Source organism: Finegoldia magna, assembly GCF_018371055.1.
Lineage (GTDB): Bacteria > Bacillota > Clostridia > Tissierellales > Peptoniphilaceae > Finegoldia > Finegoldia magna_I.
Map to the genome: position 1 here is coordinate 1 of NZ_JAGYZD010000005.1, position 24,978 is coordinate 24,978.

Genomic DNA, 24,978 nt, shown 5'->3' on the forward strand with positions numbered 1-24,978 from the left:
TCTTCGCATTCTACAAATGCCCCAAACTTAGTAATTCCTGTTACTTTACCTTCAACAATATCGCCCACTGATATAGACATACGCAATATCTTCCTCCTAATATAATACTATATACAAGTATATACTACTAAAAAAACGCTGTCAATAATTATTAATCAGACTTTTTGTCAAAAGTAGGAGATGGTGTGAAGTTTGCATCTTTTTTTGGTTTTTCCTTTTCATCCTTAATCAAAACTTCGTTAGGTTTTACCATACCTAATTTTTCTCTGGCATATTTTTCAATCAACTCAGGATTGTCTAAATGCTTGGAATCTTCAGATAATTTAAGTATTTCCTTTTCAAGTTCAGCTTGTTTTGTTTGTTGTTCTAATTTAACATTATTGATGTTTTTAATCTGTAGTTGTTGCTTGAAAATAGTAAATAATAACGTAATACAAGCAAAAATAGTTGCAACTGAAACTATTATCCTAAATTTATTAACGTTTTTTCTTCTTTCTTTTATCTGCTTATCCCTGGCATTCATTTTAATCTCCTAAAGTTTCAAACATTTTATCCGCATCGTCTTTCTTTGAATTATCAATTAATTCTGTAACCTTTGCTTTTAGAACAGATTGTGCGAAACTAATCTCGATTATATCTCCGACTTTTACGTTGTCTCCAGGTTTAGCGATTTTGTCGTTTATTTTCACTCTTTGCGATTCACAAGCAGTTTTTGCTACAGTTCTTCTCTTAATAATCCTTGAATTTTTTAAAAATTTATCTAATCTCATCTATTTCCTTATTTTCTATTTCTTCTAATATTAATTTGTAATCTAAATCCGATTCAACTTTCTTATATACTATTTTATCATATTTTTTGATAATTGCAGACTTCATTTTATCATTTCGATATAAGCAATAAATATCGCAATCATCCAAGTCATCATTGAAAGTTTCCTTGTCGATAAAAAACATGGCTTTTACAAATTCTTTCGATTTTCTCCTAATTTTATATACTCCATTTTTTTCTTTTTCAAATTTTTCAAGTATAAGTTTAATATCTTGTAAATTATCGACAATAAAATCAGCTTTATCTTGTTTAAAATTAAATCTATCTTCTCGTCTAGCAATTACTGTCAAACCTGCATTTTTCGCTGATTCAATCCCATAATCAGAATCTTCAATCGCAAAAGCATCTTGTGGACGCACTCCTAAAATTTCACATGTGTTCGTGTAAATTTCTGGATTTGGCTTTGATTCTACAAAATCCTCTCCACTAATAACAGCATCAAATTCATCTTCAATTTTTAATTCCTCCAAGACTAGTTTAATAGTATTTTTTGGTGATGAAGATGCCAATGCTAGTTTGAAGTTTTTCCTTTTAAGTTCTTTTAGTAACGGATAAAAACCATCCATTACCAAAGAACTATAATCTATTTTATCAGCATCGATATAGTTTTTCATCATATTATATACTTCTTCAGGTTTTCTGTGAAGTTTTGATTCCAAAAACTCATCGGTCTTTTGTTGACTTAAACCAGCAAGAGAAAATAAATCTTCTTCAGATATTTCGACGTCAAAATCTTCAAGCACTTTCTTGAAAAAATCAATATACACTACTTCACTGTCTATTATTACGCCGTCCATATCAAATATTACTGCCTTCATTTTCTACCTCTAAGTTTATTGTACCATATTACGTTTATAAAATCTTCGCTGCTCCACGATATACCAATCCGGCTATAGGATCGATAGTCAATATTTCTTCATCTTTTACTATACTTACAGCATCTTTGCAACCTACAATTGTTGGAATACCCAAGTGTAATCCGACGATTGCAGCTGGAGAAGTAAGTCCTCCTTCTTCAACAATAATTGCAGACGCTTTTTGAACATATGGAATAAATTCTCTTTCCAAGCTGTACAAAACAATTGCATTTCCATCTTCAAATTTTGAAGCTAAATCTTCAACGCCTTTTGCTATTCTTGCCTTTGCTGTTACAGATTTCTTACCAATTCCAGTTCCTTCGATTAAAATGTCTCCTATTGTATGAACTTTTAATAAGTTTGTCGTTCCAGATACTCCAACAGGAAGACCTGCTGTAATTATTATCAAATCACCTTCACGAACTAAGTCTTTTTTTATTCCAGCAGAAATTGATCTATCAATAACTTCATCTGTGTTTTCACTCAATTCGCTTAGAACTGGATGTACCCCCCAAATCAAGGATAATTTTCTCATTACTTCTTCTGATGTTGTGGCTGCAACTATTGGAGATAATGGACGATATTTTGAAACATTTCTTGCAGTTGAACCAGAAGTTGTAGCAACTACAATTGCATTAGCCCCCAATTGTTCACTAATACTTCTTGTTGCAATACTTATCGCATTAGTAGTAGTAATATCTAGCCATTTCAATCTTTTGTTCGCAGCTTCTTTAAATTCATCAGAATTTTCTGTATTAATTGCTATGTCATTCATAACTTTTACTGCGTTTATTGGATAATTTCCCGCTGCAGTTTCTCCAGAAAGCATAACCGCATCACTTCCATCTAAAATCGCATTTGCAACATCTGTAACTTCTGCTCTAGTTGGTCTTGGATTTCTAATCATGGAATCTAGCATTTGAGTTGCAGTTATAACTGGTTTTCCAGCTAATGAAGTTTTCTTAATAATTTCTTTTTGAACAATTGGCATAATTTCTGTTTGGATTTCAACACCTAAATCCCCTCTAGCAACCATTATTCCATCTGAAGTGTTGATTATCTCATCCAAATTATCGACACCTTCTTGTGATTCGATTTTAGAAATTATTTTGATATCATTTCCATTGTTTTCTTCTAAAATTTTTCTAATATCCAATACGTCTTGTGATTTTCTAATAAAAGATGCTGCAATGTAATCTATCCCATTTTCAATTCCAAATTTAATATCAGAAATATCTTTTTCGGTTATCGCAGGTAATTTTACTTTTGAATTAGGAATGTTGACACCTTTTTTGCTTTTTAAAATGCCATAGTTATTAACTTTGCAAATTACATCAGTGTCTTTAATTTCAACTACTTCTAATTCAACTAACCCATCGTCAATTAAAACTTTTTTACCAATATCCAAATCATCTGGAAGTCCTTTATAGCTTACTGAACAGATTTTTTCATCGCCAACTACATCTCTTGTTGTCAACGTGAACTCATCATCAATAGATAGTTGAACTTGGTCTACCCCAAAATCGCCTAATCTAATTTCAGGCCCTTTTGTATCTAACATTATAGCTACTGGAAGGTCAAGTTCTTCTCTCGCTTGTTTTATATTTTTTATTCTTTGCAAATGTTCTTCGTGACTTCCGTGTGAAAAGTTCAATCTGCAGACATTCATACCATTTTGCATCAATATTTTTAAAGTCTCTACAGAATCTGACGCTGGACCTATAGTGCAGACTATTTTTGTTTTCTTTAACATTTTTTCTCCCATCTAAATAGATATCTCTTTCGATATTTCATACAAATCTTCTCTAAATTTTCTCTTAGTTTTAACCGCTTCATCTATAGGAACTGTTACGATTTTGTTATCCTTCGTAGCAATTGCTAGTCCTGTTTTTTCTTCAATTATTAATTTAACTGCTAAATTCCCCATTTGTGTTGCCATTAATCTATCAAAAGTACAGGGAGTTCCTCCACGTTGCACGTGACCCAATATAGTCACTTTTGTTTCAACTCCTGTTTTTTCTTCGATCATATCTTTAATATCATAAGCTCCGCCGACACCTTCAGCGAGCATAATTAAATGATGAAGTTTTCCTCTTTTTCTTCCTCGTTCGATTTTTTCAGTTACTTCGTCAATGTCTAATTCTACTTCTGGAACTAATATGGATTCTGCTCCTGACGCAACCCCAGAATACAAAGCAATGTCACCGCAATTTCTTCCCATAACTTCAATTATATTTGCTCGTCCATGGCTTGATGATGTATCTCTTAATTTAGATATTGCATCGCTAACTGTTTCAACAGCAGTGAAAAAACCTATCGTATAATCAGTGTATCCCATATCATTGTCAATAGTGCATGGAATTCCAATTGTCGATATTCCGATTTTACTTAATGCACTTGCACCTTTAAATGAACCATCTCCACCTAGAACTACAAGTCCATCTACTCCAAAATCTTTTAAAATTTGAGCTCCTTTTTTCTGACCTTCTTCAGTTTTAAATTCAAGGCATCTCGCAGAACCCAAAATGGTTCCACCTCTGTGAATAATGTCTGCAACGGATGACACATTCATTTCGTAAATATTTCCATTCATAAGACCATCGTATCCGGATCTTATTCCCATCACTCTTATTCCATTGTAAATACAAGTTCTTGCTATTGAACGAATACATGCATTCATTCCCGGTGCATCTCCACCACTTGTAAGTATAGCTATTGTTTTCATAATTTACCTCTATTTTAAAACTACATTTTCTCTTCCTAGTAATGAAACTAATTGATCAATAGTATTGTCTTCACAAGAAATTCTAAATTCATTTCCTAGTAAGTAGTTTTGTTTCTTTTCTTCAAAATATATATTTGATTGTGTATTTCCTTTGCTATTGAGCAATATTGGTTTAACTTTATCCAAAATATAACTTGGCATATTTTTTGTGATTCTCAAGAATAATTTTTCTTCTGTTTGCTCTTGATTTTCTACATTTGAAATTGATTTGATACTTTGAATACTATCTACTAAAATTTTAGGAACTTCACCTTCAATAATGTTCAGCCTTCCACTCACAATCAAAATCTCATCTTCTTTTAAAAAGCTTGAATATTGCTCATATTTTTGTGGAAAAACTATAAGTTCCATAGTTCCATACAAATCTTCGAATTTTACAAATTCCATGATTTTCTGATTTTTAGTAAATTTCTTATTGATTGATTCTATTATCCCTACAACTTTTACTCTTTTACCATCAAAATTCTTCTCATTGTAAACATCATCTTCCAAATCTCCAGTTGAAAAATTAGAGTACTTATCTATTATTTTCGAATAGGATCTTAAAGGATGGTCTGATAAATATATACCCAATACTTCCTTTTCCATTCTCAAAAGTTCTGATTTATCAAATTCTTCTCTTCTTGTAAATTCGTCACGCTCTTCATCATCTTGAGTTTCAAACATATCGAATAAATTAGATTGCCCAGGTACATTGTTTTTTAAACCCGATTGAACAGAATCAATTATAGATTGGTATTGTAGCATCAATGTCGCCCTTGTTTCTCCCAACGATGTAAACGCGCCAGCTTTTATTAGAGATTCAATGGAGCGTTTATTTATCGCTGATTTGTCCTTTTCGTAAATTCTTTCAACGAAATCTCTAAATGTTTTAAATTTACCATTTTCATTTCTAGAAATAATAGTTTGTTCAATAAGATTTGCTCCGACGTTTTTAATGGCTTTTAACCCGTAAATAATGGAGTTTTCTTTAACATTGAACTTATCCAAACTATAGTTTATATCTGGTGGTAATATTTCAATGTTAAGTCTCCTAGCTTCTTCAATATACAAAGAAATCTGAGAAGTGTTTCCCATAACTGATGATATTAAAGCCGCTAAAAATTCCACTGGATAATAATATTTTAACCATGCTGTTCTCATCGCAACTAATGAATAAGCTGCTGAGTGCGATTTATTAAATGCATACTTTGCAAAGTCTATCATTAAATCATAGATTTTGTTTGCAATATCTTCCTCGACACCTCGTCTAATTGCTCCTTCAATCAAAATATTTCCATCTTCATCTTCTTTTCCGAAGATAAATTCTTTCCTACCATCTTCCATTACCTTCATTTTCTTCTTACTCATCGCACGTCTTAAATTGTCAGCTTCTCCTAAGCTAAATCCTGCAATTTTTTGTACGATTTGCATAACTTGCTCTTGATAAACAATGGTACCGTAAGTTGGTTTCAAAATATCTTCTAGTAATGGAGATAAATATTGAACGTCTTTTTCATTGTGTTTGTTGTGAATGTAAGTTGGAATCTCATTCATTGGACCTGGTCTAAACAAAGCATTAGCCGCTATTAAATCATCAAATTTGGTTGGCTTCAATTCTTTCAAGAAGTTTCTCATTCCTTGAGATTCAAATTGGAATATTCCCAAAGTTTGTGCAACTGTAAACATGGACAAAACTTTTGGGTCATTTTCATCCATATCTTCAAAACTCACATCAATATTTTTGTTTTTCTTAATAAATTTAATACAATCGCTGATTACTGTTAAAGTTCTAAGTCCCAAAAAGTCCATCTTCAATAGACCAAGTTCCTCAAGCTCCGTCATATTAAATTGAGTGATTACAGCGTCTTTGTTAATAGCCAAAGGAACGTACTCCATAATTGGCAGCTTTGATATTACAACTCCTGCTGCATGAGTTGATGTGTGCCTTGGCATTCCTTCAACTCTTCGTGCAACATCTACTAATTTTTTAACATCTCGGCTATTGTCATAAGCTTCTCTAAATTCTGGTGAAATTTCCAGCGATTTATCTATGTTTATATTCAAAAGATTTGGGACTTTTTTTGCGGTGTCATCAACAGTTTTAAAGTCCATCGCCAAAACTCTTCCAACATCTCTGATTGCATTTCTCGCTGCCATTGTTCCGAATGTTACTATCTGAGCAACCTTGTCTTCGCCATATTTTTTTACAACGTAATCAATTACTTCTTCTCGTCTTTCGTAGCAAAAATCTATATCAATATCAGGCATTGAAACACGTTCTGGATTCAAAAATCTTTCAAATATTAAATTATAATCCAATGGATTAATATCTGTAATTTCTAAGCAATAACTTATTAAACTTCCAGCAGCAGATCCACGTCCAGGTCCTACAGGAATGTCTTGTGATTTCGCAAATCTTATAAAATCCCATACAATTAGAAAATAATCGACATATCCCATTTTTTCAATTACAGAAAGTTCGTATTCGCACCTTTCCTTTGCTTCTTGTAGTCTTTTATCATTTGCAAATCTTTTGTCTAATCCATCATACACCAGTTTTTTAAGATAAGTAGTATTTGTAAAACCATCTGGTATTGCAAAATAAGGTAAATGTAAATTTCCGAATTCTAATTCCACATTACACATTTCGGCGATTTTCTTGGTATTTTCAATTGCTTCAGGATAATCCTTAAACAAATCTTTCATTTGCTCTTCACTTCTCAAGAAAAATTCACCAGGAATGTAACTCATTTTGTTGTCTTCTTCAATAGTTTTTCCCGTTTGAAGACAAATCAAAATATTGTGTATTTTATAATCTTCTTTTTCAATATAATGAACATCATTAGTGCATACAAGTCCTATATCTAATTCTTTCGCAATTTTGGGGATATTTTCCATAACTATCATGTCTTCTCTTGAAGAATGATTTTGCAATTCTAAGTAAAAATCTTCCCCGTAAATACTTTTCAATTCCTTGGCTACATCCTTTGCCTTATCATAACCATATCTTATTAGAGATTCTTGAACTTCTCCTTTCAAACAAGCAGACAAAGCTATTATTCCTTCAGAATATTTTCTTAAGGTGTCTTTATCAACTCTTGGTTTGTAATAAAATCCCTCAACATATCCTAAAGAAACTATCTTCATCAAATTAGAATATCCTGTTTGATTTTTGGCTAAAAGAACTAAATGATTATAGAACTTATTTTCAGGATTTTTTATTTTATGATCCTTATTGGTAGTGTAAATTTCACAACCAATTATAGGTTTTATATTTCTTTTTTTGCATTCTTTATAAAACTTTACTGTTCCAAACATACTGCCATGATCAGTAATAGCGATGGCTTTCATTTGTAAATCTTGGACTTTATCTAAAAGTTTTTCGATTGGAGAAAACCCATCTAGTAAACTGTATTCTGTATGAACATGTAAATGCGTAAACGTATCTATCATTTCAAACTCCTTTAGCCTTATTTTATAATAAGTTTGGTTATTTTAAAAGAAAAATTGCTGACAATTATAAATCATCAGCAATTTTTTTAAGTTTATTAAGTCTGTAACTAACTCCAGATTTTGAAATCTTAGGAGTCATCATTTCTCCCAATTCTTTTAGTGAAACATCTGGATTTTCAATTCTAGCATACGCTAGTTCCAACAATAATGGATCTAGTGATTCCAAACCTATTGAATTTTCAATTTTTTCAATAATAAGTTTTTGCTTCAAAGCAGCATCTACAGTTTTGTTCAAATTTGCTGTTTCAAAATTAAATCTTCTATTGACATTGTTTTTGATATCTTTCAAAGCTCTTACATTTTCAAGTTTTAAAACACTATTATACGCTTTAATTAAACTCAAAAAATCAGATATAGCTTCAGCTTCTTTTATATACAAAACGTAATTGTCGCTTCTTTCGAAAATAGATGATTTGATTCCAAAAGAATTGAGAATATCTCGAACCTGATTACTAACATTTTCTTGTTTGAAAATCATCTCTAAATGATACATCTTTGATGGATCATAGCAAAAACCAGTCCCCAAAAAAGCTCCCTGCAAGAAACTTATTTTTTTGATATTTGTGTCGATAATTTCTTCATCGATTCCTGAATCAAAATCAAATGGACTAGTTGATGTGTGTGTATCATCGCAAAATTGTTTCGATATTTTCTCGTCAATTAGTATTTCGTATATATTTTTCTTTCTAAGATTGTTATTGTGAATAACTTTCATATCACATTCATAATTGTAAAGTTTTTTCAAATTAGCAAAAATTAGTCTTGCAACTGGATTGCTTTCTGTCTTTAAAGTAATCTTCACTCCCAATGAATTGTAATTCAAAGTCCCTATCGTCTTAGTAAAAGCTGAAAGCATCGCCAAAACATCATAATCGTCAAGATTTGTAATTATCTCAGTTTTAATATCAGATGAAAAGCTCATATCCTCACCTTTTTTCTATATATGATTTGGCTGTTTTAATCATGTTTTTTTCTGCGCTGTGACGCACATATCTCAAAGCTTTGTCAGGATTCATAAAATCTCCTTCTGCAAAGCCCTCTTCTCTTTGTGGGATAATATTATTATCTTTCGTTACCATATAAAAATAGTGAACTGTTTTTAGAACTTTAGTGCCATCCATATGTCTGTATTTATATTTTACATATCCAATATATTTTACAATTTCGGCTCTTAGTCCTGATTCTTCAAAAACTTCTCTAATTGCAGTTTGTTCTAAGCTTTCTCCTTTCTCTACCCTACCTTTAGGAAGAACCCATTCACCACGGAACTTTTTAAGCACAGCAACATTACCATTATTGATAACAACCCCACCTGCACTTATTTCTTCCATATATCCTCCTGTATTTTATTTTGAAAATCTAATACTATTATAAACTGAATTTAAAATATTTAAAAGTCAAAGCAAAATTTAAAAATTATTTCATTTAATTTTCACTACTATATATGATACAATAGTAGTAGGAAGGTGTGAAATGAAGAAGAACAAATTAGAAGAATATATAGATAACGCTATAAGCGACAATGATTTTTCGAAAGTTGGAGAAATCATTGAAAAATCAATCGACATGGCATTGGATTTATCCAAAAACGGTCTAAATGTAGTTATGAATACATTTAATCTAAAACCTAAAACTAAACAACAATACTTGGCAAATAATGACCCGAAGTTGGTCACTCAAAAAAAGATTAATCCCAAAAACTACTTTGCAATCAGAAACATAAGTTATGCTATAGGCGCTATGACTTTGTTTGGTTCGGTCGGATCGTTGACCCATAGTTTACCCGATCTGTTTTCTGGTATTATGATAAGTTTTGGATTTGGTGTTGTGGGTTTTTTGTCACATATACACGCATCAAAATTACAACGATTTTTAAGATACAAAACAGAAATTGGAGACAATAAAATTTTAAGCGTAGAAGATTTTGCATCAGCAGTTAATCTTCCTGTTGAAAAATGTAGTAAGGAACTAATTTATTTCATAAATAAAAGATACTTCCCTCAAGCTCGTGTTGTGGAAAACGGTCATTTATTTTTATTGGACAGGACAAGCTACGATGCATACAAAGCTCATTATTTAGATGAAAGCAAATCAGAAGAAAACCAAAAAGAGATTGAATCTAACAGAGATATTACTAATTATATTACGATAACTGAAAATTTAATCACATCTGTTAAGGATTTTGATTTCAAACAAGATGTCATTAAATTAAAAGATTTGTTAGTATCAATAAATAACCAAATTCAAAACGATAATTCTGATATAAACGGTCTGAATAAATTCGTAGATTATTATACGCCAACTGCAATAAATTTGGTGAAAAACTACATTCAATTTGAAAATGAAAAGAATGATATATTAAGCGTAGAAAAATCAAAGGGCGACATTAAAAATGCCATTGAGAATATTAACAAAGCTTTTTCAAAATTATTAACGGACTTGTATAGCGATGATATTCTCAATATTAACTCAGAAATAGAAGTAATGAATACTTTGTTATCTCAAGACGGATTGATTGAGAAGAATACAATGTTTAAGAGAGGTGCTAAATAATGGAAGATAAACCAATTAAATTGACATTAGATGTAGAAGAGCCTACACTAGATGAAGTCAAAGAAGATGAAGTTTTTTATCCAGAATTTGAACAAAAAGTTAATCTTACTCCTGAAGAACAAAAAACAGTTGATGAATTTGTAAAACAAATTGATTTGTCTAATTCCAATATAGTTTTACAATATGGAGTAGGAGCACAAAAGAAAATTGCTAGTTTCTCTGAAAAAACTTTAAATTCAGTAAAGACAAAAGATCTTGGAGAAGTTGGTAATCTTTTATCTTCCGTTGTTACAGAATTAAAATCATTTGATGAAACTGAAGATAAAGGTGTGTTTGGTTTTTTCAAAAAAGGTGCAAATAAAATTACTGCTTTGAGAGCAAACTACGAAAAGGCTGAAAAAAATGTAGATGAGATTTCAAAAATTTTAGAAAATCATCAAATTACTTTGATGAAAGATATTTCATTGTTAGACCAAATGTATAAGCTAAATGAGCAATATTTTAAGGAATTAAGCATGTACATTCTTGCTGGACAAAAGAAATTGGATCAAGTAAGAAATGAAGAACTTCCAAATATGCTCAAAGAGGCCGAAAATTCTCCTAATTCTATCACTGCGCAAAAAGCAAATGATTTAAGAGATTTGGCTACTAGATTCGAAAAAAAATTACACGATCTTGAGCTTACGAGAATGGTGAGTTTGCAAATGGCTCCACAAATAAGAATGGTGCAATCTTCTAATGCTGTTATGGTTGAAAAAATCCAATCTACAATAGTGAATACTATTCCTATTTGGAAAAACCAAATGGTTTTATCATTAGGTGTTTACCATAATTCTCAAGCAGCAGAAGCTCAAAAGAAAGTAACAGACTTGACTAATGATTTGTTGCGTAAAAACGCTGACACATTGAAGATGAGTACGATAGAAACCGCAAAAGCTACTGAACGAGGAATTGTAGATGTGGAAACTATTAGACACACTAACGAACAATTAATCAGTGCTTTGGACGAAGTTCGTAATATTCAAATTGAAGGTCATGAAAATAGAGTAAAAGCAAAGCAAGAATTAATGGCAATGGAACAAGAATTAAAAAACAGACTTTTGAATAAGCCTAATTAAATTTACGGAGTGGTATTTATAATATCGCTCCTTTTTTGTTGAAAATTCTACTTCTTTATAATAAAATATACTAAATATTTAATGGAGGTATTATGAAAGAAAAAGTTTTTCACTCAATGGGAATATACAAACTTTTTTACTTATTATCAGCTATTTTGATGTTAGTATCTTTTTTGTTCAATTCTCCCACAGAAATTTTTACTGGTTTAATAACAATAATTAAAAGTCCTTGTACTTTAATTACAGACTACATGTACTTAGCGAATATTGGTGCAGCGTTTTTTAATGCGGGGTTGATTTGTTTATTATCAACACTATTGTCGTATAGTTTTAAGGTTGTTATCTCTGGTCCAGGAGTTGCGGCTATTTTTACAATGACCGGATTTGCTTTTTTCGGAAAAAATATTTTCAATACAATTCCAATAACAATTGGTGTATTGCTTTATGCTAAAATAGAAAACACATCAAAAGCATCTGTAATACTTCCAGCATTATTTGGTAGTGCATTAGGTCCTTTGGTCAGCGAAATCGCTTTTGACTTCAGCTTATCAATTGTTCATTCAATTATAATAAGTTATCTAGTTGGAATAAGTATTGGTATTATTATGGTGCCTTTATCAGGAGCTTTTTTGAGATTCCACCAAGGTTATAATCTTTATAATATGGGATTTACAGCTGGGATAATCGGTATGCTTTATGTAGGAATTTTAAGGATGTTTAATGTGAACATAAAATCTGTAAACATGGTATACCCAGTTAATGATATTAGAATAATAATATTTTTGTATTTGCTTTTTATCTCAATATTTTTATTGGGATTTATCAAAAATAATATGTCTTTTCACGGTTACGAAAATATTATGTATAATTCAGGTAGATTAGCGACTGATTTTATATCACTTGATGGTTTGTACCAAACTATGATTAATATGGGCATAATGGGGCTTATAGCTACAACATATATCATTATTGTGGGTGGTCATATAAGTGGCCCTATTATCGGCGGAATTTTTACTGTAACTGGATTTTCAGCATTTGGTAAACATCCTAAAAACACTATTCCTATTTTAATTGGTGTATTCTTGGCATCTATTTTGAATACATTTAATCCTCTATCAACATCTAGTCTTTTGGCAGCATTATTTGGAACGACACTTGCTCCTATAGCTGGTGAATTTGGATTTTTCAGAGGTGTGTTGGCAGGATTTTTGCACATGGCAATGGTTCTAAATATAGGAGTGGTTCACGGCGGTGTTAATCTGTACAATAATGGTTTTTCAGGAGGATTTGTAGCTGGAATTTTGGTTCCAGTATTTAGCGAAATGGATAATTTCTTAATGAGAGTGAGGTTAAAAAACGATGATTAGTAACGAAGAAAAAAAAGCTAAATTAATCGTGTCGGAAATTTTAAGTTATTTTTTCATGTACGACACAAAAAGTATAAGAATAGATTCAGAATTCAAAGACGATAAGTTAATTATAATTGCTGAAGGAATCCCCGCAAAAACTCCACAGCATCTTGAAGACATGACACGACTTATCAATGTTAGTAGATCTCCTCAGATAGAAGATTACTACGCAAATTTATTGGGCTGGGAATCGGATTATAATGATATCAATTTACTTGGTTCAATGGTTGACTCTGGTATTATTTCTTATGATGGTAAAATTTTGAGTTTTTACGTTGAGCGTCATTTAATATAGTTTTTAAATAAAATACGGTAGTGTGATATTCCTCACACTACCGTTATTTTTTCTATTATATTGCTATATCGTCTTTTAAATATGGTATTCCATCTGCTGTCGGTGCTTTTGTTTTTCCTCCGAATAATATCAAAACAACTAATGTTGCTACATAAGGAATCATTGATATTAGTTCTGAAGGTATTGGAAGATTTGTTCCACCTAATACAACAGATATTGATTGTGCAAATCCGAAAAACAAAGCTGCTAGCATAACACCTTGAGGAGTCCATTTACCGAATATTACTGTTACCAAAGCTATGAAACCTTGACCAGCTACTAATGCCGGGAAGAATGAAGATACCAATGATATTGACATTGTAGCTCCACCTAAACCTGCCATAAATCCAGAGAATAAAACTGCCATGTATCTAACAAAAAATACATTTATGTTTAATGTTTCTGCTGCTTTTGGATGTTCACCAACTGCAATCAATCTCATTCCCCATTTTGTTTTGTACATGAATATATAAATCAAGCACACCAAAACAAATACCAAGTATACTGTAACTGGAAGAGAAATTATATTCGCTAAGAATTTGTTTTCAATTCCATTAAATAAGACTGGAATCTTATATTGTGTTTCGATTGATTTAGTTTGAGTTGCTCCGTTAAAAAATATTCTTGAAACAAATAGTGCAACACCTGGTCCTAAATAGTTGATAGCTATTGCAGAAATAGTTTGATCTCCTGCAAATGAAATGGATACAATTGCGTGTATCAATGAAAATACCATTCCACTAAGTCCACCGCACAAAAATGCTAGCCAAGGGTTATGTGTATAGTATCCCACAGTCGCTGCAATCAAAGCTCCGATTGTCATCATACCTTCAAGCCCGATGTTTGTAACTCCTGATTTTTCAGAAACCATTCCACCTAGTCCAGCGTATAAAATAGGAGTCGCATTGATTAATGTATTACCTATTACTAATCCTAAAAGAACTAAGTTCATTATTTGCCTCCTTTATTTTTAAATCTCGATTTTATTATTCTAAACATCAATGGAATTGCAGTGAATAAAATTATTGTTCCCATAATTATGTTAATCATTTCAGTTGGCGCATGCAAAACTCTCTGAACATTAGCCCCACTGTATTTTAATCCACCGAAGAACAATCCAGAGAATATACATCCAATTGGATTATTGTTTGCAAGTAAACTTACTGCAAGTCCGTCAAATCCAAAATTTTCCATGCTGGATAAAGCTGAAATTGTGTATCTATATCCTAACACTTGAGTGATTCCACCAAGAGCACACACAGCTCCACTGATTGCCATAGATAATGTCAATTTATGGTTAACATCTATTCCACCGTATTTCGCTGCATCTTGGTTAAGACCCACAGCTTTTAATTCGTATCCCAAGTTTGTTTTCTTCAAAATATACCATAACAAAATTGCTGCAATTATTGCCAATATCAATCCCATGTGAATAGGTGCTTTGAAGAAGTTATCAATTGCTTTAGGAAGTCCTTTTACATTTTGCATCAATGTAATCTTCGCTGTTTCTTGAACTTCATGAGTACCCATTGAGTTAGGTGCTTTGAATTTTGGATAGTTTGCAACCATGTTGTTTAAATAAAATGCAATCCAATTCAGCATTATTGTAGAGATAACTTCGTGGATTCCAAATTTTGCTTTCAAAAATCCAGCTAGTGCTCCAAAAGCTGCCCCAGCTAACATTCCCACAATTATTACTACAGGTACATGAATAAATGCTGGTAAGTGAAGATTATATCCCAATAAAAATGCTACCATTGTTCCAACAATGTATTGACCTTCTGCCCCGATATTGAATAAACCTGTTTTAAAAGCAAATGCAACGCCAAGTCCAGTAAATATAATTGGAATAGCATTTACAATTGTCCAACCAACATTCTTCGGTCTTTTAAATATTCCTTCAAGCATTAGCTTATATGCTTCTAAAGGACTATAACCTGCTAATACTAAAGCCAAGGCTCCAACTAATAAACCTATAACGATAGATAAAAGCATGAAGAATAGCTTGTTGTACTTTGTGAATATTGAAATTTGTTCATTGTTATTTTTCATCAACAACACCCCCAGCCATTAATCTACCAAGTTCCATTTCATTAGTTTCTTTTGCTGGTTTTTCTCCAACGATTTTGCCATCAAATATAACTGCTATATTATCTGATAAATCCATTATTTCATCTAATTCAAATGAAACTAACAATACTGCTTTGTTTTTGTTTCTTTGATCTACTAAATATTTGTGAATAAATTCTATTGCCCCAACATCCAATCCTCTGGTTGGTTGAGCAGCTATTAACAAATCAGGATTGTTGGAAATTTCTCTTGCGATAATTACCTTTTGTTGATTACCTCCTGACAAATTCTTTGTTTTTTGATGATAATCATTAGGTCTGATATCGAATTTTTCGATTAATTGTTTTGCATTGTTGTTTATAGCATCAAAATCTAGCTTTAATCCTTTGCTAAAAGGTTTCTTTTTAACATTTTCCAAAATTAGATTGTCGGCTATAGAATAATCCAATATAAGTCCGTGTTTTTGTCTATCTTCTGGAATAGTATTCATTCCTGAATCTATAATATCTCTTGGAGAATGATTTGTAATTTCTTTTCCTTTTAATGTAACCCTTCCAGATTCTATTTTTCTAAGACCAGTAATTGCCTCAATGAACTCCGATTGGCCATTGCCATCTACGCCTGCAACGCCAACAATTTCTCCTCTCCTTACTTGAAGATTCAAATTCTTTACAGCATCAATATTTCTGGAATCTTTTACAACCAAATCCTTAATATCTAATACAACTTCGCCTGGCTCTTGGTCTTGTTTTTCAACATTAAATCTTACATCACGACCAACCATTTTTTCTGCTAAAATATTTTCATCGATTTCTTTGACGTTTAATTTATCGATAAATTTTCCACGTCTAATAACCGTACAATAATCTGCCATTGCTTTAATTTCAGATAATTTATGTGTAATTATTATTATTGATTTTCCTAATTCTGTAAGATTTTTTACAATTTTTATAAAATCATCTATTTCTTGTGGAGTTAAAACCGCTGTTGGTTCATCAAATATCAAAATATCCGCTCCACGATATAGACATTTTAAGATTTCAACTCTTTGTTGCATTCCTACTGAAATATCAGAAACTTTCGCTTCTGGATCAATCATCAAACCGTATTTTTCAGACAATTCTTTTACTGTATCTATTGATTTTTTATTATCCAGAATTCCGTTTTTACTCGTTATTTCTTTTCCTAAAACAATATTTTGATAAACAGTAAACGGTTCTATAAGCATAAAGTGTTGATGCACCATTCCGATACCCGTTTGTATTGCTAACTTAGGAGTCATTTGATCAAAAGTTTTTCCTTTTACTGTAATGCTTCCAGATGTAGGTTCATACAACCCATAAAGTATATTCATTAGAGTTGTCTTCCCAGCTCCGTTTTCACCTAACAAAGCATGAACCTCTCCTTCATGGAGCGTGAAATTTACATTATCAAGTACTTTATTGCTGCCAAAAGATTTTGATATGTCTTTTAAATCTACAACAATGTTTTTTTCATCGTTCATGTTTTTCCCTTTCATTTTTAAAAATAGTTATAAAAACAGGGATTTTTCAATCCCTGTTATCAACCTTATTTATCAAATCCGAATTCTGTAAATTCTTTTTCGTTTTGTGGAACTTTGATTTTTCCTTCTTTGATGTCATTCTTTAAGCTTTCAACTTTGTCTTTAACATCTTTTGCTACTAAATCATTGTTTGCGTAAGCGATATCTACAGCATTTCCATCTTTTAATGAATAAGTTACTGTACTTCCACCTTCAAACTTACCGTCTTTAATATCTTTTGAGATTTTTTGTACAGCAACATTAACACCTTTTACTGTAGAAACTAAAATATTTTTAGGAGCATCTGCTGATTGGTCTCTATCAACACCAATAACGTATTTGTTATTGTCGATAGCAGCTTGAATAACGCCATATCCAGTACCACCTGCTGCGTGGAAAATAACATCTACACCTTTTTGATACATTAAGTTAGCAATAGATTTACCTTTATCTGGTGCAGCATAACTATCAGCATATTGTGATTGGAATTCAATAGGTTGTTTCTTTTGTCTTTCAGCTTCCTTTACTCCTGCTTTGAATCCGTATTCAAATCTGTCGATTACATCACTCTTCATACCACCAATAAAACCAACTTTATTTGTTTTAGTAGTCATACCAGCAATGTACCCAACTAAGAATGAGTTTTCGTTATCTGCAAATAAAACCCCAATCATATTTGGTCTCTTTTCTACATTTGCATTATCAATTATTGCGTATTTTTGGTCTGTGTTTTCTTTTGCTGCAGCATCTGTTGCTTTAAATAATGCATATCCAATTGTAAATATTACATCACTTTCATCATCCAATGCTGTTTCCATATTTGGAGCATATTCTGCTTCTTTGTGTGATTCGATATATCTGTAATCCAACCATCCTTCTTTTTTAGCATTTTCAAATCCTTCATATGCTGATTGGTTGAAAGATTTATCGTTAATTCCACCTTGGTCAGTAACCATAGTAACTTTTACTTTTTCTTTCTTGTCGTTTTTATCTGAAGATTTTCCATTATCAGATGAATCTTTGCCAGCACCACCACAAGCTGTTGCAAAAACCATACTTAAACAAAGAAATAAAGCAATTATTTTTTTGTAAATTTTTGACATAATGTCCTCCTTAAATTTTTGTGATAACATTTGCTTATATTTAAGAAATTAAATAATAATTTATCGACTTTTATTCATTAACATAAACGTTGTTATCGTGTAAATATAGATACCTTCTATACAATATAATATTATCAATTATTAACAATATTGTCAAACGAAAAATGAATTTAACATCGCTTTACTTTTCTGGTATTATATATATAATTATAAATAAAAAAATACTAAAGGAGACAAAATGAAACATTTAGTTTTGTGTGGCTGTGGTCACGGACATATTTTTGTAATCAAAAATATAAAACAAAAATATCCAGATATCAAAATAACTGTTATAACAGATAACGAATACCAATATTATTCCGGTATGTATACTGGTTTTTTGGAAGGAGTATACTCTCATGATGAGATATGCTTTGATGTAAGAAAAGTTTGTAAAAAATACGGTGCAGATTTGATCTTCGATAAAATCGTAAAAATCGATGATGAAAATAAAAAAGTCATAGCGAAAAATCACACAGTAGACTACGATTACTTGAGCATTAACTTAGGAGCGACTCAAAAAACTATTGGAATTGGAGAAAATATAATAAATTCAAAGCCTATAAACACAATTATCGATTTAAAAGAAAAAATCAAATACACTGATAAAAATATCCTTATATTAGGAGCTGGTGCAAGTGGATTGGAATTAGCTTTCGTGCTTAAGACTATTTATCCCGACAAGAATATATCCATAGTAACAAGAGGTAGTGTGAATATGGAAGGATTTAGCGACAAAGCTAATAAAAAAGCTAGAAAGTTATTAAGTAAAAAAGGTATAAAGGTTTACGAAAACAAAAACGTATCTTCTATTGATAAAATAGATATAGATTTTGATAAATTGATAATGTGCATTGGTTCTAGCGGTGTGAATATTGATTTTGGAAGTTTAAATACAACCGATAAAAACTTCTTGATTTCCGATGAGTATATGAGAATTTCGGACAAAATATTTGCCGTTGGAGATTGTGTTAGTATCGACAAATATCCTAAATTACCAAAAGCTGGTGTGTATGCTATAAGACAATCGCCTATTTTAATGAAAAATATTGCACATACATTGAACGATGAAGAATTAGAATCTTATGTTCCAGACACTGATCCTATGCAAATTTTATATTGTGGAAATGAAAAAGCGCTATTATATTATAAAGGATTCACGTTGTATTCTCATCTTTCATTCGTACTAAAAAGATATATCGATAAAAAATATATGAAATATTAAAATCCCTCTCGCGAGGGATTTTTTTAGTCTATTTCTTTTCTTTCTTTTTCTTCTTGTTCTAATGTTTTTTCTGGAATAATAATATTCAAGAAAAATACTATTAGAGTTGCAACAACTACAGGTGATGCTGTGAACACCATTCTGAACCATTGTGGGAAATATCTCACAGCGTTCGGTCCAACTTGTGTTATACCCATTCCAAGCGCAACTCCTAATCCAACTATAGTTGTATTTCTTACGCTCATTTCGCTTGAAGTTATAAGTTTCATACCACTCATGGCTATTTGTGCAAATACTGATATAGTTGCTCCACCGATTACAGCCTGTGGAACTGAAAGCATCAATGCTCCAAATTTTGGGATTAATCCACAGATAAATACCATACTAGCAGTAATCAACAAAACTTTTCTTGCAATTACTTTTGTCATTGATACAATTCCAACGTTTTGTGAATATGTGGCAGTTGGAAGCGCTCCTATGAATGCACCAATAACACTTACAATACCATTTGCTTTTATTCCTCCCGATAATTCTACATCAGTAGGTTCACGATCCATTCCACCTACAGTTGTACTAGTTAAATCTCCAACTGCTTGAACAGAGTTTACGATGTACATAATTGACATAGTCAATATAGCATCCACATGGAAATGGAATTTGAATGGATAAATTTGTGGAAGCATAAACCAAGAAGCACTAACAACATTGTCAAATTTAACCATTCCTAAAAATAATGAAATTATATATCCTACAATAATTCCAACCAAAATTGCCGCTAATTTTATGTAACCTTTCATAAACATATTACAAAACAAAACAACACATAAAGTTATAATTGCTACAACCCAGTTTCTGATTTCTCCTTGCATAGGTCCATTTCCACCTGACATATAATTTACAGCCACCGAATACAAACTAAGCCCAATTGTTAATACAACTGTACCCGAAACTATAGGAGGAAAGAACTTCCTAATTTTTCCAATAAATACTCCCGTGAATATCGCCACAATACCACCAACCAACTGTGATGCATACACAGCACCTATTCCATATTGTTTTCCAATTGATAATAAAACTGGAATGTAAGCAAAACTAACGCCCATAATAACTGGTAATTTTGCACCAAATTTTAAAACTGGATACAATTGTAATAATGTCGCTATTGCAGCAATAAACATTCCAGCTTGAATCAAATAAATTGCTTGAGCATCCGTAATGGCATGTTCGCTTGATTTTAAAGCACTCGCCAAGACTATTGATGGCAACGCATTACCCACAATCATTGCCAACAAGTGTTGCATAGCTATCGGAAATGATTTAAGCATGGAAGGTTTGCCATAATAATCAAATAATGAATTCGAATTACTTTTCATATACACTCTCCTTATAATTTTATCAAAGTATATTTTATATTAAATTCAAAATAATTTAAAGAGCATTAAAAAAATACTTCCAAAAACAACAAATCAATTTCTTGTTTTGGAAGTACTATTATTATTTTACAAATCTAGTTCCTGTTAAACCATTGATTCCTTCTTTTGCTTTTTCCAAAGAAGTTATCAAAGCAGTTTTACCTTCACCTGATTGGATAAAACTCAAGCAAGCCTTAACCTTAGGTAGCATAGATCCTTCTGCGAATTGTTTTTCTTCTATTAACTTTTGTGCTCTTGACAAGTTTAACTCATCCAAGCCTTCTTCATTTTCTGTCCCATAATTAATGCATACTTTTTCTACTGCAGTTAAAATGATTAACAAATCTGCATCAGAAATTTCCGCTAATTTTTCTGAAGTGAAATCCTTATCTATAACAGCTCCTATACCTTCTAATTGTCCATCATTTTCTACGACAGGAATTCCTCCTCCACCTCCAGCAATAACGATGAAATTTTCTTTAGTCAAAGTATTGATTTCTTCTTTTTCAATAATATCAATTGGTTTTGGAGATGGAACAACTCTTCTGTATCCTCTGTTTGCATCTTCTTTAAAAGTATATCCACTTTCTGCAGCAAGTTTTTCAGATTCTTCTTTTGAATAAAATAATCCCACAGGTTTTGTTGGATTAGCAAAAGCTTCATCATTCTTATCCACTTTAACTTGTGTAATTATAGTAGACACTGCGTTTTTCATGTTTCTTTTTGATAATTCGTTTTTGATAGCCTTTTGTAAATGATATCCTATGTATCCTTGGCTCATAGCAACACATTCTGCAAATGGCATGTTAGAAATTTGTGGATTAGAATTATGAGCAGTTTCCATAGCCAAATTAATCATACCAACTTGTGGACCATTTCCATGGCAAACGATAACTTCGTTACCATCTTCAACTAAATCAACTATAGAAATAGCTGTTTTTCTAACAGCTTTGATTTGTTCTTCAAGTGAATTTCCGAGAGCGTTTCCACCTAATGCTAAAACTACTTTCTTCATTTTAACTCCTTTTATAAATTAAAAATAGTATCCAAATATAAAATCCCAATGTTAAACATTGAGATTTTAATTATTAAGACACTTCGATAAATATATATTACACTGATTTTATAAAAAATACAAGCTTTTTAGGAATTTTTTGTAATTTTTTCTGTTAAATTGTTGCTAGTTCTGGTAAAATTTGACATACCTTTTTCATATTCTCTGATTAATCTTTCACCAACTTCTGTTAATGTCGATCCTCCGCCATTGGCTCCTCCAATTTCGGTATCCACAAACTTCTCTCCATAAATTTTTTCGCTATTTTTTATAATATTAAAAGCTTTGCTGTAACTCATTTTGAGATTTTTTGAAGCCTTGTTAAGAGATTTTGTCTTGTCAATTTCTTTTAAAAGCAAGTAATTGCCTTTCCCGAAAAACTTTTTACCATTATCGTCTTCAAACCAAAATTTACAATTCACCTTCATTTTTAAGCTCCTCAATTTTATCCTCAGTTTCCTTAATCCATACAGGAATTATACAATCAAAATCATTGTAAATTGTTAATATTCTTCCGAACTCTTCTGTCAAATCTACTTCATTTTCTCCGTTTAACTTCGGCTCTAAAATATCTAAAATTGTGTAAATTGCAAGAATTCTGTAAAATAATCTAGGAATTTTGCCATTAAAATATGATTTTAGTAATGAATAATAGAAGATTCGGCTATTTTCATCAACTTCATTAATTTTTCTAAATTCAAAGAAAGAATCTCCCATATAGCTGATATTTTTAGAAACAAAATTCAAATTATCATCGGGACAAATGGATTTAAGATTATCAAACAAATAAATATTGCTCAATTTTCTTGAATCAATTAAATATCTGTTCTTTTCAATATAATCAAAAACAATATAATCCTTATCCCCTCTGAAATTCGTCATGGAATAATTGTATATAAGATTGTTGATTTTATAATTGAAAATCTTCGACCAAGTAGAATCGTCATCTATTTGGCTATCTTGATGTAATTTTCTGAGAACCTCTCCTATTTCACTTCCAAGTTGTATTTGTTTATCATAAGGTATGGGCTCTGAAAGATTTTGTATGAATTTCTTAATTATAAAAGTATGGCCATTTTCATAACCACTATCTTCAATTTTAGCAAATTTATCATTAAACTCATAGAGTAAATGACTGTTTTTACTATTAAAATTCAAAAAAGACTCCAAATCTCCTTCATATAATTCAACTATATATTTGCCTGAATCAGTAATCACAATATACTTATCATCTTGTAATTCATAGTCATTAATTTTCTTATCTTTAAAAAATTGTAAATCTTTGATTTCCATATAATCACCAATACAATTTTATCATTAATAATCAGAATTTTAAAACAAAATATTTATTCAGAAATTTTCCTCTCAATTTCTGACGTTTTTTTCATTTTTAAAATTTCATCTGCGTAAATTTTTGCTTCTTCAAATGAATTGTTAGCGATAACATCTTTTATTTTTGGAATTGAAGCTGCTGGCGCAGAAAATTCATCTAATCCCATACCCAAAAGAAGTTTCGTTGCTTTAGTATCACCGGCAAATCCTCCACACATTCCAGTCCATTTTCCGTGTTTGTGGCTAACATCAATAACCTTTTTGATAGCTCTAAGAACTGCTGGATTGTATGTGTTATAAAGACTTGAAATTTTATCATTTCCTCTATCACTTGCTAAGACATATTGCGTCAAGTCATTGGTTCCAATACTAAAGAAATCAACGTATTCTATTAAATCTTCGGCGACAATAACACTTGCTGGCGTTTCAATCATTATACCAACTTCTATATTTTCATCGAAATCAATATTTTTATCTCTCAATTCATCTTTATTATTTTCAATTATTTCAAGTGCTTTTTCTATTTCTTCAACTGAAATAACCATAGGAAGCATAATCCTTATTTTTCCGAATGCAGAAGCTCTCAATATTGCTTTGATTTGAGCATCAAAAACATCCTTCATATCAAAACAAAATCTCAAAGCTCTCCAACCTAAAAATGGATTATCTTCTTTAGGAAACTTGTAATAAGGAAGTTCTTTGTCTCCACCAATATCTAAGGTTCTAATAATTACAGATTTCCCGTCTAAAATTTCCACTACTTTTTTATAAGATTTAAATTGTTCATCTTCTGTCGGGAAATTGTCATTATACATATACAAAAATTCTGTTCTAAATAAACCAACGCCTTCAGCACCAGATTCTAAGCCTTTTTCTAAATCTTCAATATTTCCGATATTTGTCATTACATCAACGTCTCTTCCATCTTTAGTAATTGCTTTGTTATACCTGTTTTTTTCAAGCCTTGACTTTTCATCATCCAATTCAGACTTTTTATTTTTGTATTCTAAAAGAGTTTTTTCATCAGGATCAATTATACAGATTCCCTTATATGAATCTATAATAACCGTTTGAGAATCCTTAACATTTTCTGTTATATCTTTCATGCCAACAAGACAAGCAATACCTAAGGTTTGCGCAATAATTGAAGTGTGTGCAGTTTTTCCTCCCAAGTCCATTAAAAATCCAACAACATTATCTTTATCAATTATTGATGTTTCATAAGGAGTCAGCTCTTTTGAAACCAAAATAGTATTAGGTTCTAATGAATCTAGTTTCTGATTTTCAATTCCTTTTATTTTGTACAGTAATTGTTGACCGATATCTTTATAGTCGGACGCTCTTTCTCTCATATACTCATTGTCTAGCGACTGCATCATTATAACCATTTCATCAATCGTATCATTTAAAGCTTTGTCGCTTGCAAAATTTTCATTAATTTTTGAAATCACACTTTCTGATAGAAAAGGATCGTCCAACATACTTAAATGGGCTTCTATAACTTGTTTTTGTGTATCATTGTCAACTTTTGTTTCTGATAATATTGTTTTGTAATCATTCAAAGCTTTATTAAATTTATCAACATGAAGTTTAATTTCATCATCAGAAATTTTTTCGCTACTTATCTTAACTTCTTGTTTTTTCATAAGTTTAATTTTGCCAATAGCTAAATTTTCACTTGCAATAATACCTTTTTTAATTAAACTCATAATACCTCCTGATAAATCATGACCACCCGTAAAACGGGTGGTTTGTTCATGGGCTATAAGCCCGAGTGATACCAACCAGCGTCTCAAGGCGCTGGTTTTCACTCTGTTCAA

At 31.3% G+C, this 24,978-nt stretch carries 23 protein-coding genes; 5 read left to right on the plus strand and 18 right to left on the minus strand.

Going from position 1 to position 24,978, the window contains the following annotated elements; genetic code table 11:
- The 9 genes from KHW44_RS00485 to KHW44_RS00525 all read right to left on the minus strand — a co-directional run.
- Positions 1–80: S1 RNA-binding domain-containing protein (locus KHW44_RS00485; protein ID WP_304064649.1), on the minus strand; the 80-nt coding region annotated here is incomplete at its 3' end.
- 71 nt (positions 81–151) lie between these two features.
- On the minus strand, positions 152–523 hold the full coding sequence (locus KHW44_RS00490) for a septum formation initiator family protein (protein WP_294684595.1): 372 nt from the start codon (positions 521–523) through the stop codon (positions 152–154).
- Position 524: 1 nt separating this feature from the next.
- Positions 525–770 carry an RNA-binding S4 domain-containing protein gene (locus KHW44_RS00495; RefSeq protein ID WP_304064613.1) on the minus strand — a complete coding sequence of 82 codons (246 nt, stop codon included), beginning with the start codon at positions 768–770 and terminating at the stop codon, positions 525–527.
- The gene (locus KHW44_RS00500) at positions 757–1,647 is read right to left on the minus strand and encodes an HAD family phosphatase (protein ID WP_294684594.1); all 891 of its coding nucleotides are present in this window, start codon (positions 1,645–1,647) and stop codon (positions 757–759) included. The genes KHW44_RS00495 and KHW44_RS00500 overlap by 14 nt, the downstream gene beginning before the upstream one ends.
- Positions 1,648–1,681: 34 nt before the next feature.
- Positions 1,682–3,439: a pyruvate kinase gene (gene pyk / locus KHW44_RS00505; protein WP_304064617.1), complete on the minus strand. Its 1,758-nt coding sequence runs from the start codon at positions 3,437–3,439 to the stop codon at positions 1,682–1,684.
- Between the two features lie 12 nt (positions 3,440–3,451).
- Positions 3,452–4,411, minus strand: coding sequence for a 6-phosphofructokinase (gene pfkA / locus KHW44_RS00510; protein WP_304064619.1), 960 nt, complete (start codon positions 4,409–4,411; stop codon positions 3,452–3,454).
- Between the two features lie 9 nt (positions 4,412–4,420).
- Positions 4,421–7,906, minus strand: a complete 3,486-nt coding sequence (locus tag KHW44_RS00515; protein ID WP_304064622.1) for a DNA polymerase III subunit alpha — start codon at positions 7,904–7,906, stop codon at positions 4,421–4,423.
- 64 nt (positions 7,907–7,970) lie between these two features.
- Complete coding sequence (gene whiA / locus KHW44_RS00520) at positions 7,971–8,888, minus strand: DNA-binding protein WhiA (protein WP_294684589.1); 918 nt, start codon at positions 8,886–8,888, stop codon at positions 7,971–7,973.
- A 4-nt stretch (positions 8,889–8,892) separates the two neighbouring features.
- On the minus strand, positions 8,893–9,297 hold the full coding sequence (locus KHW44_RS00525; protein WP_294684588.1) for an NUDIX hydrolase: 405 nt from the start codon (positions 9,295–9,297) through the stop codon (positions 8,893–8,895).
- Positions 9,298–9,439: 142 nt separating this feature from the next.
- On the opposite strand from KHW44_RS00525, the gene KHW44_RS00530 reads away from it, so the two are divergent.
- The 4 genes from KHW44_RS00530 (at position 9,440) to KHW44_RS00545 (ending at position 13,341) form a co-directional block, all read left to right on the plus strand.
- The gene (locus KHW44_RS00530) at positions 9,440–10,519 is read left to right on the plus strand and encodes a 5-bromo-4-chloroindolyl phosphate hydrolysis family protein (protein WP_294684587.1); all 1,080 of its coding nucleotides are present in this window, start codon (positions 9,440–9,442) and stop codon (positions 10,517–10,519) included.
- On the plus strand, positions 10,519–11,637 hold the full coding sequence (locus tag KHW44_RS00535) for a toxic anion resistance protein (protein ID WP_154254593.1): 1,119 nt from the start codon (positions 10,519–10,521) through the stop codon (positions 11,635–11,637). The genes KHW44_RS00530 and KHW44_RS00535 overlap by 1 nt, the downstream gene beginning before the upstream one ends.
- Before the next feature lie 92 nt (positions 11,638–11,729).
- Entirely contained in the window at positions 11,730–13,004 is a 1,275-nt protein-coding gene (locus KHW44_RS00540; RefSeq protein ID WP_294684586.1) for a DUF1576 domain-containing protein, read from the plus strand.
- On the plus strand, positions 12,997–13,341 hold the full coding sequence (locus KHW44_RS00545) for a hypothetical protein (protein WP_294684585.1): 345 nt from the start codon (positions 12,997–12,999) through the stop codon (positions 13,339–13,341). The genes KHW44_RS00540 and KHW44_RS00545 overlap by 8 nt, the downstream gene beginning before the upstream one ends.
- A 55-nt stretch (positions 13,342–13,396) precedes the next feature.
- On the opposite strand, the gene KHW44_RS00550 is transcribed toward KHW44_RS00545, so the two are convergent.
- From KHW44_RS00550 to KHW44_RS00565, 4 genes are all read right to left on the minus strand, one after another.
- Positions 13,397–14,332 carry an ABC transporter permease gene (locus KHW44_RS00550; protein WP_294685585.1) on the minus strand — a complete coding sequence of 312 codons (936 nt, stop codon included), beginning with the start codon at positions 14,330–14,332 and terminating at the stop codon, positions 13,397–13,399.
- Positions 14,332–15,432 carry an ABC transporter permease gene (locus tag KHW44_RS00555; RefSeq protein ID WP_304064631.1) on the minus strand — a complete coding sequence of 367 codons (1,101 nt, stop codon included), beginning with the start codon at positions 15,430–15,432 and terminating at the stop codon, positions 14,332–14,334. The genes KHW44_RS00550 and KHW44_RS00555 overlap by 1 nt, the downstream gene beginning before the upstream one ends.
- Complete coding sequence (locus tag KHW44_RS00560) at positions 15,422–16,954, minus strand: ABC transporter ATP-binding protein (protein ID WP_304064635.1); 1,533 nt, start codon at positions 16,952–16,954, stop codon at positions 15,422–15,424. Before KHW44_RS00560 ends, KHW44_RS00555 begins: the two co-directional genes overlap by 11 nt.
- Positions 16,955–17,019: 65 nt before the next feature.
- Positions 17,020–18,096 (minus strand): BMP family protein, encoded by a 1,077-nt coding sequence (locus KHW44_RS00565; protein WP_102163956.1) that lies wholly within the window; start codon positions 18,094–18,096, stop codon positions 17,020–17,022.
- Positions 18,097–18,334: 238 nt separating this feature from the next.
- Between KHW44_RS00565 and KHW44_RS00570 the strand changes: the two genes are divergently transcribed.
- Positions 18,335–19,360: an NAD(P)/FAD-dependent oxidoreductase gene (locus tag KHW44_RS00570; protein WP_102163957.1), complete on the plus strand. Its 1,026-nt coding sequence runs from the start codon at positions 18,335–18,337 to the stop codon at positions 19,358–19,360.
- Between the two features lie 23 nt (positions 19,361–19,383).
- On the opposite strand, the gene KHW44_RS00575 is transcribed toward KHW44_RS00570, so the two are convergent.
- The 5 genes from KHW44_RS00575 to ptsP all read right to left on the minus strand — a co-directional run bounded on the left by KHW44_RS00575 (position 19,384) and on the right by ptsP (position 24,867).
- The gene (locus KHW44_RS00575; RefSeq protein WP_304064641.1) at positions 19,384–20,733 is read right to left on the minus strand and encodes a nucleobase:cation symporter-2 family protein; all 1,350 of its coding nucleotides are present in this window, start codon (positions 20,731–20,733) and stop codon (positions 19,384–19,386) included.
- A gap of 121 nt (positions 20,734–20,854) precedes the next feature.
- Entirely contained in the window at positions 20,855–21,787 is a 933-nt protein-coding gene (gene arcC, locus KHW44_RS00580) for a carbamate kinase (protein WP_304064643.1), read from the minus strand.
- 128 nt (positions 21,788–21,915) lie between these two features.
- Complete coding sequence (locus KHW44_RS00585; RefSeq protein ID WP_094208787.1) at positions 21,916–22,254, minus strand: winged helix-turn-helix domain-containing protein; 339 nt, start codon at positions 22,252–22,254, stop codon at positions 21,916–21,918.
- Complete coding sequence (locus tag KHW44_RS00590) at positions 22,238–23,119, minus strand: hypothetical protein (RefSeq protein WP_294685779.1); 882 nt, start codon at positions 23,117–23,119, stop codon at positions 22,238–22,240. The genes KHW44_RS00585 and KHW44_RS00590 overlap by 17 nt, the downstream gene beginning before the upstream one ends.
- Before the next feature lie 53 nt (positions 23,120–23,172).
- Positions 23,173–24,867 carry a phosphoenolpyruvate--protein phosphotransferase gene (ptsP, locus tag KHW44_RS00595; RefSeq protein WP_094205900.1) on the minus strand — a complete coding sequence of 565 codons (1,695 nt, stop codon included), beginning with the start codon at positions 24,865–24,867 and terminating at the stop codon, positions 23,173–23,175.
- Positions 24,868–24,978: the final 111 nt, after the last annotated feature.

Excerpts from the sequence above, each read along its gene's own strand:
- pyk (WP_304064617.1), bottom strand. The coding sequence starts at position 3,439 with ATGTTAAAGAAAACAAAAATAGTCTGCACTATAGGTCCAGCGTCAGAT.
- KHW44_RS00550 (WP_294685585.1), bottom strand. The coding sequence starts at position 14,332 with ATGAACTTAGTTCTTTTAGGATTAGTAATAGGTAATACATTAATCAAT.
- whiA (WP_294684589.1), bottom strand. The coding sequence starts at position 8,888 with ATGAGCTTTTCATCTGATATTAAAACTGAGATAATTACAAATCTTGAC.
- KHW44_RS00555 (WP_304064631.1), bottom strand. The coding sequence starts at position 15,432 with ATGAAAAATAACAATGAACAAATTTCAATATTCACAAAGTACAACAAG.
- KHW44_RS00500 (WP_294684594.1), bottom strand. The coding sequence starts at position 1,647 with ATGAAGGCAGTAATATTTGATATGGACGGCGTAATAATAGACAGTGAA.
- KHW44_RS00495 (WP_304064613.1), bottom strand. The coding sequence starts at position 770 with ATGAGATTAGATAAATTTTTAAAAAATTCAAGGATTATTAAGAGAAGA.
- arcC (WP_304064643.1), bottom strand. The coding sequence starts at position 21,787 with ATGAAGAAAGTAGTTTTAGCATTAGGTGGAAACGCTCTCGGAAATTCA.
- ptsP (WP_094205900.1), bottom strand. The coding sequence starts at position 24,867 with ATGAGTTTAATTAAAAAAGGTATTATTGCAAGTGAAAATTTAGCTATT.
- KHW44_RS00570 (WP_102163957.1), top strand. The coding sequence starts at position 18,335 with ATGAAACATTTAGTTTTGTGTGGCTGTGGTCACGGACATATTTTTGTA.
- KHW44_RS00560 (WP_304064635.1), bottom strand. The coding sequence starts at position 16,954 with ATGAACGATGAAAAAAACATTGTTGTAGATTTAAAAGACATATCAAAA.
- KHW44_RS00565 (WP_102163956.1), bottom strand. The coding sequence starts at position 18,096 with ATGTCAAAAATTTACAAAAAAATAATTGCTTTATTTCTTTGTTTAAGT.
- KHW44_RS00585 (WP_094208787.1), bottom strand. The coding sequence starts at position 22,254 with ATGAAGGTGAATTGTAAATTTTGGTTTGAAGACGATAATGGTAAAAAG.
- pfkA (WP_304064619.1), bottom strand. The coding sequence starts at position 4,411 with ATGAAAACAATAGCTATACTTACAAGTGGTGGAGATGCACCGGGAATG.
- KHW44_RS00540 (WP_294684586.1), top strand. The coding sequence starts at position 11,730 with ATGAAAGAAAAAGTTTTTCACTCAATGGGAATATACAAACTTTTTTAC.
- KHW44_RS00535 (WP_154254593.1), top strand. The coding sequence starts at position 10,519 with ATGGAAGATAAACCAATTAAATTGACATTAGATGTAGAAGAGCCTACA.
- KHW44_RS00490 (WP_294684595.1), bottom strand. The coding sequence starts at position 523 with ATGAATGCCAGGGATAAGCAGATAAAAGAAAGAAGAAAAAACGTTAAT.
- KHW44_RS00515 (WP_304064622.1), bottom strand. The coding sequence starts at position 7,906 with ATGATAGATACGTTTACGCATTTACATGTTCATACAGAATACAGTTTA.
- KHW44_RS00530 (WP_294684587.1), top strand. The coding sequence starts at position 9,440 with ATGAAGAAGAACAAATTAGAAGAATATATAGATAACGCTATAAGCGAC.
- KHW44_RS00575 (WP_304064641.1), bottom strand. The coding sequence starts at position 20,733 with ATGAAAAGTAATTCGAATTCATTATTTGATTATTATGGCAAACCTTCC.
- KHW44_RS00590 (WP_294685779.1), bottom strand. The coding sequence starts at position 23,119 with ATGGAAATCAAAGATTTACAATTTTTTAAAGATAAGAAAATTAATGAC.
- KHW44_RS00545 (WP_294684585.1), top strand. The coding sequence starts at position 12,997 with ATGATTAGTAACGAAGAAAAAAAAGCTAAATTAATCGTGTCGGAAATT.
- KHW44_RS00525 (WP_294684588.1), bottom strand. The coding sequence starts at position 9,297 with ATGGAAGAAATAAGTGCAGGTGGGGTTGTTATCAATAATGGTAATGTT.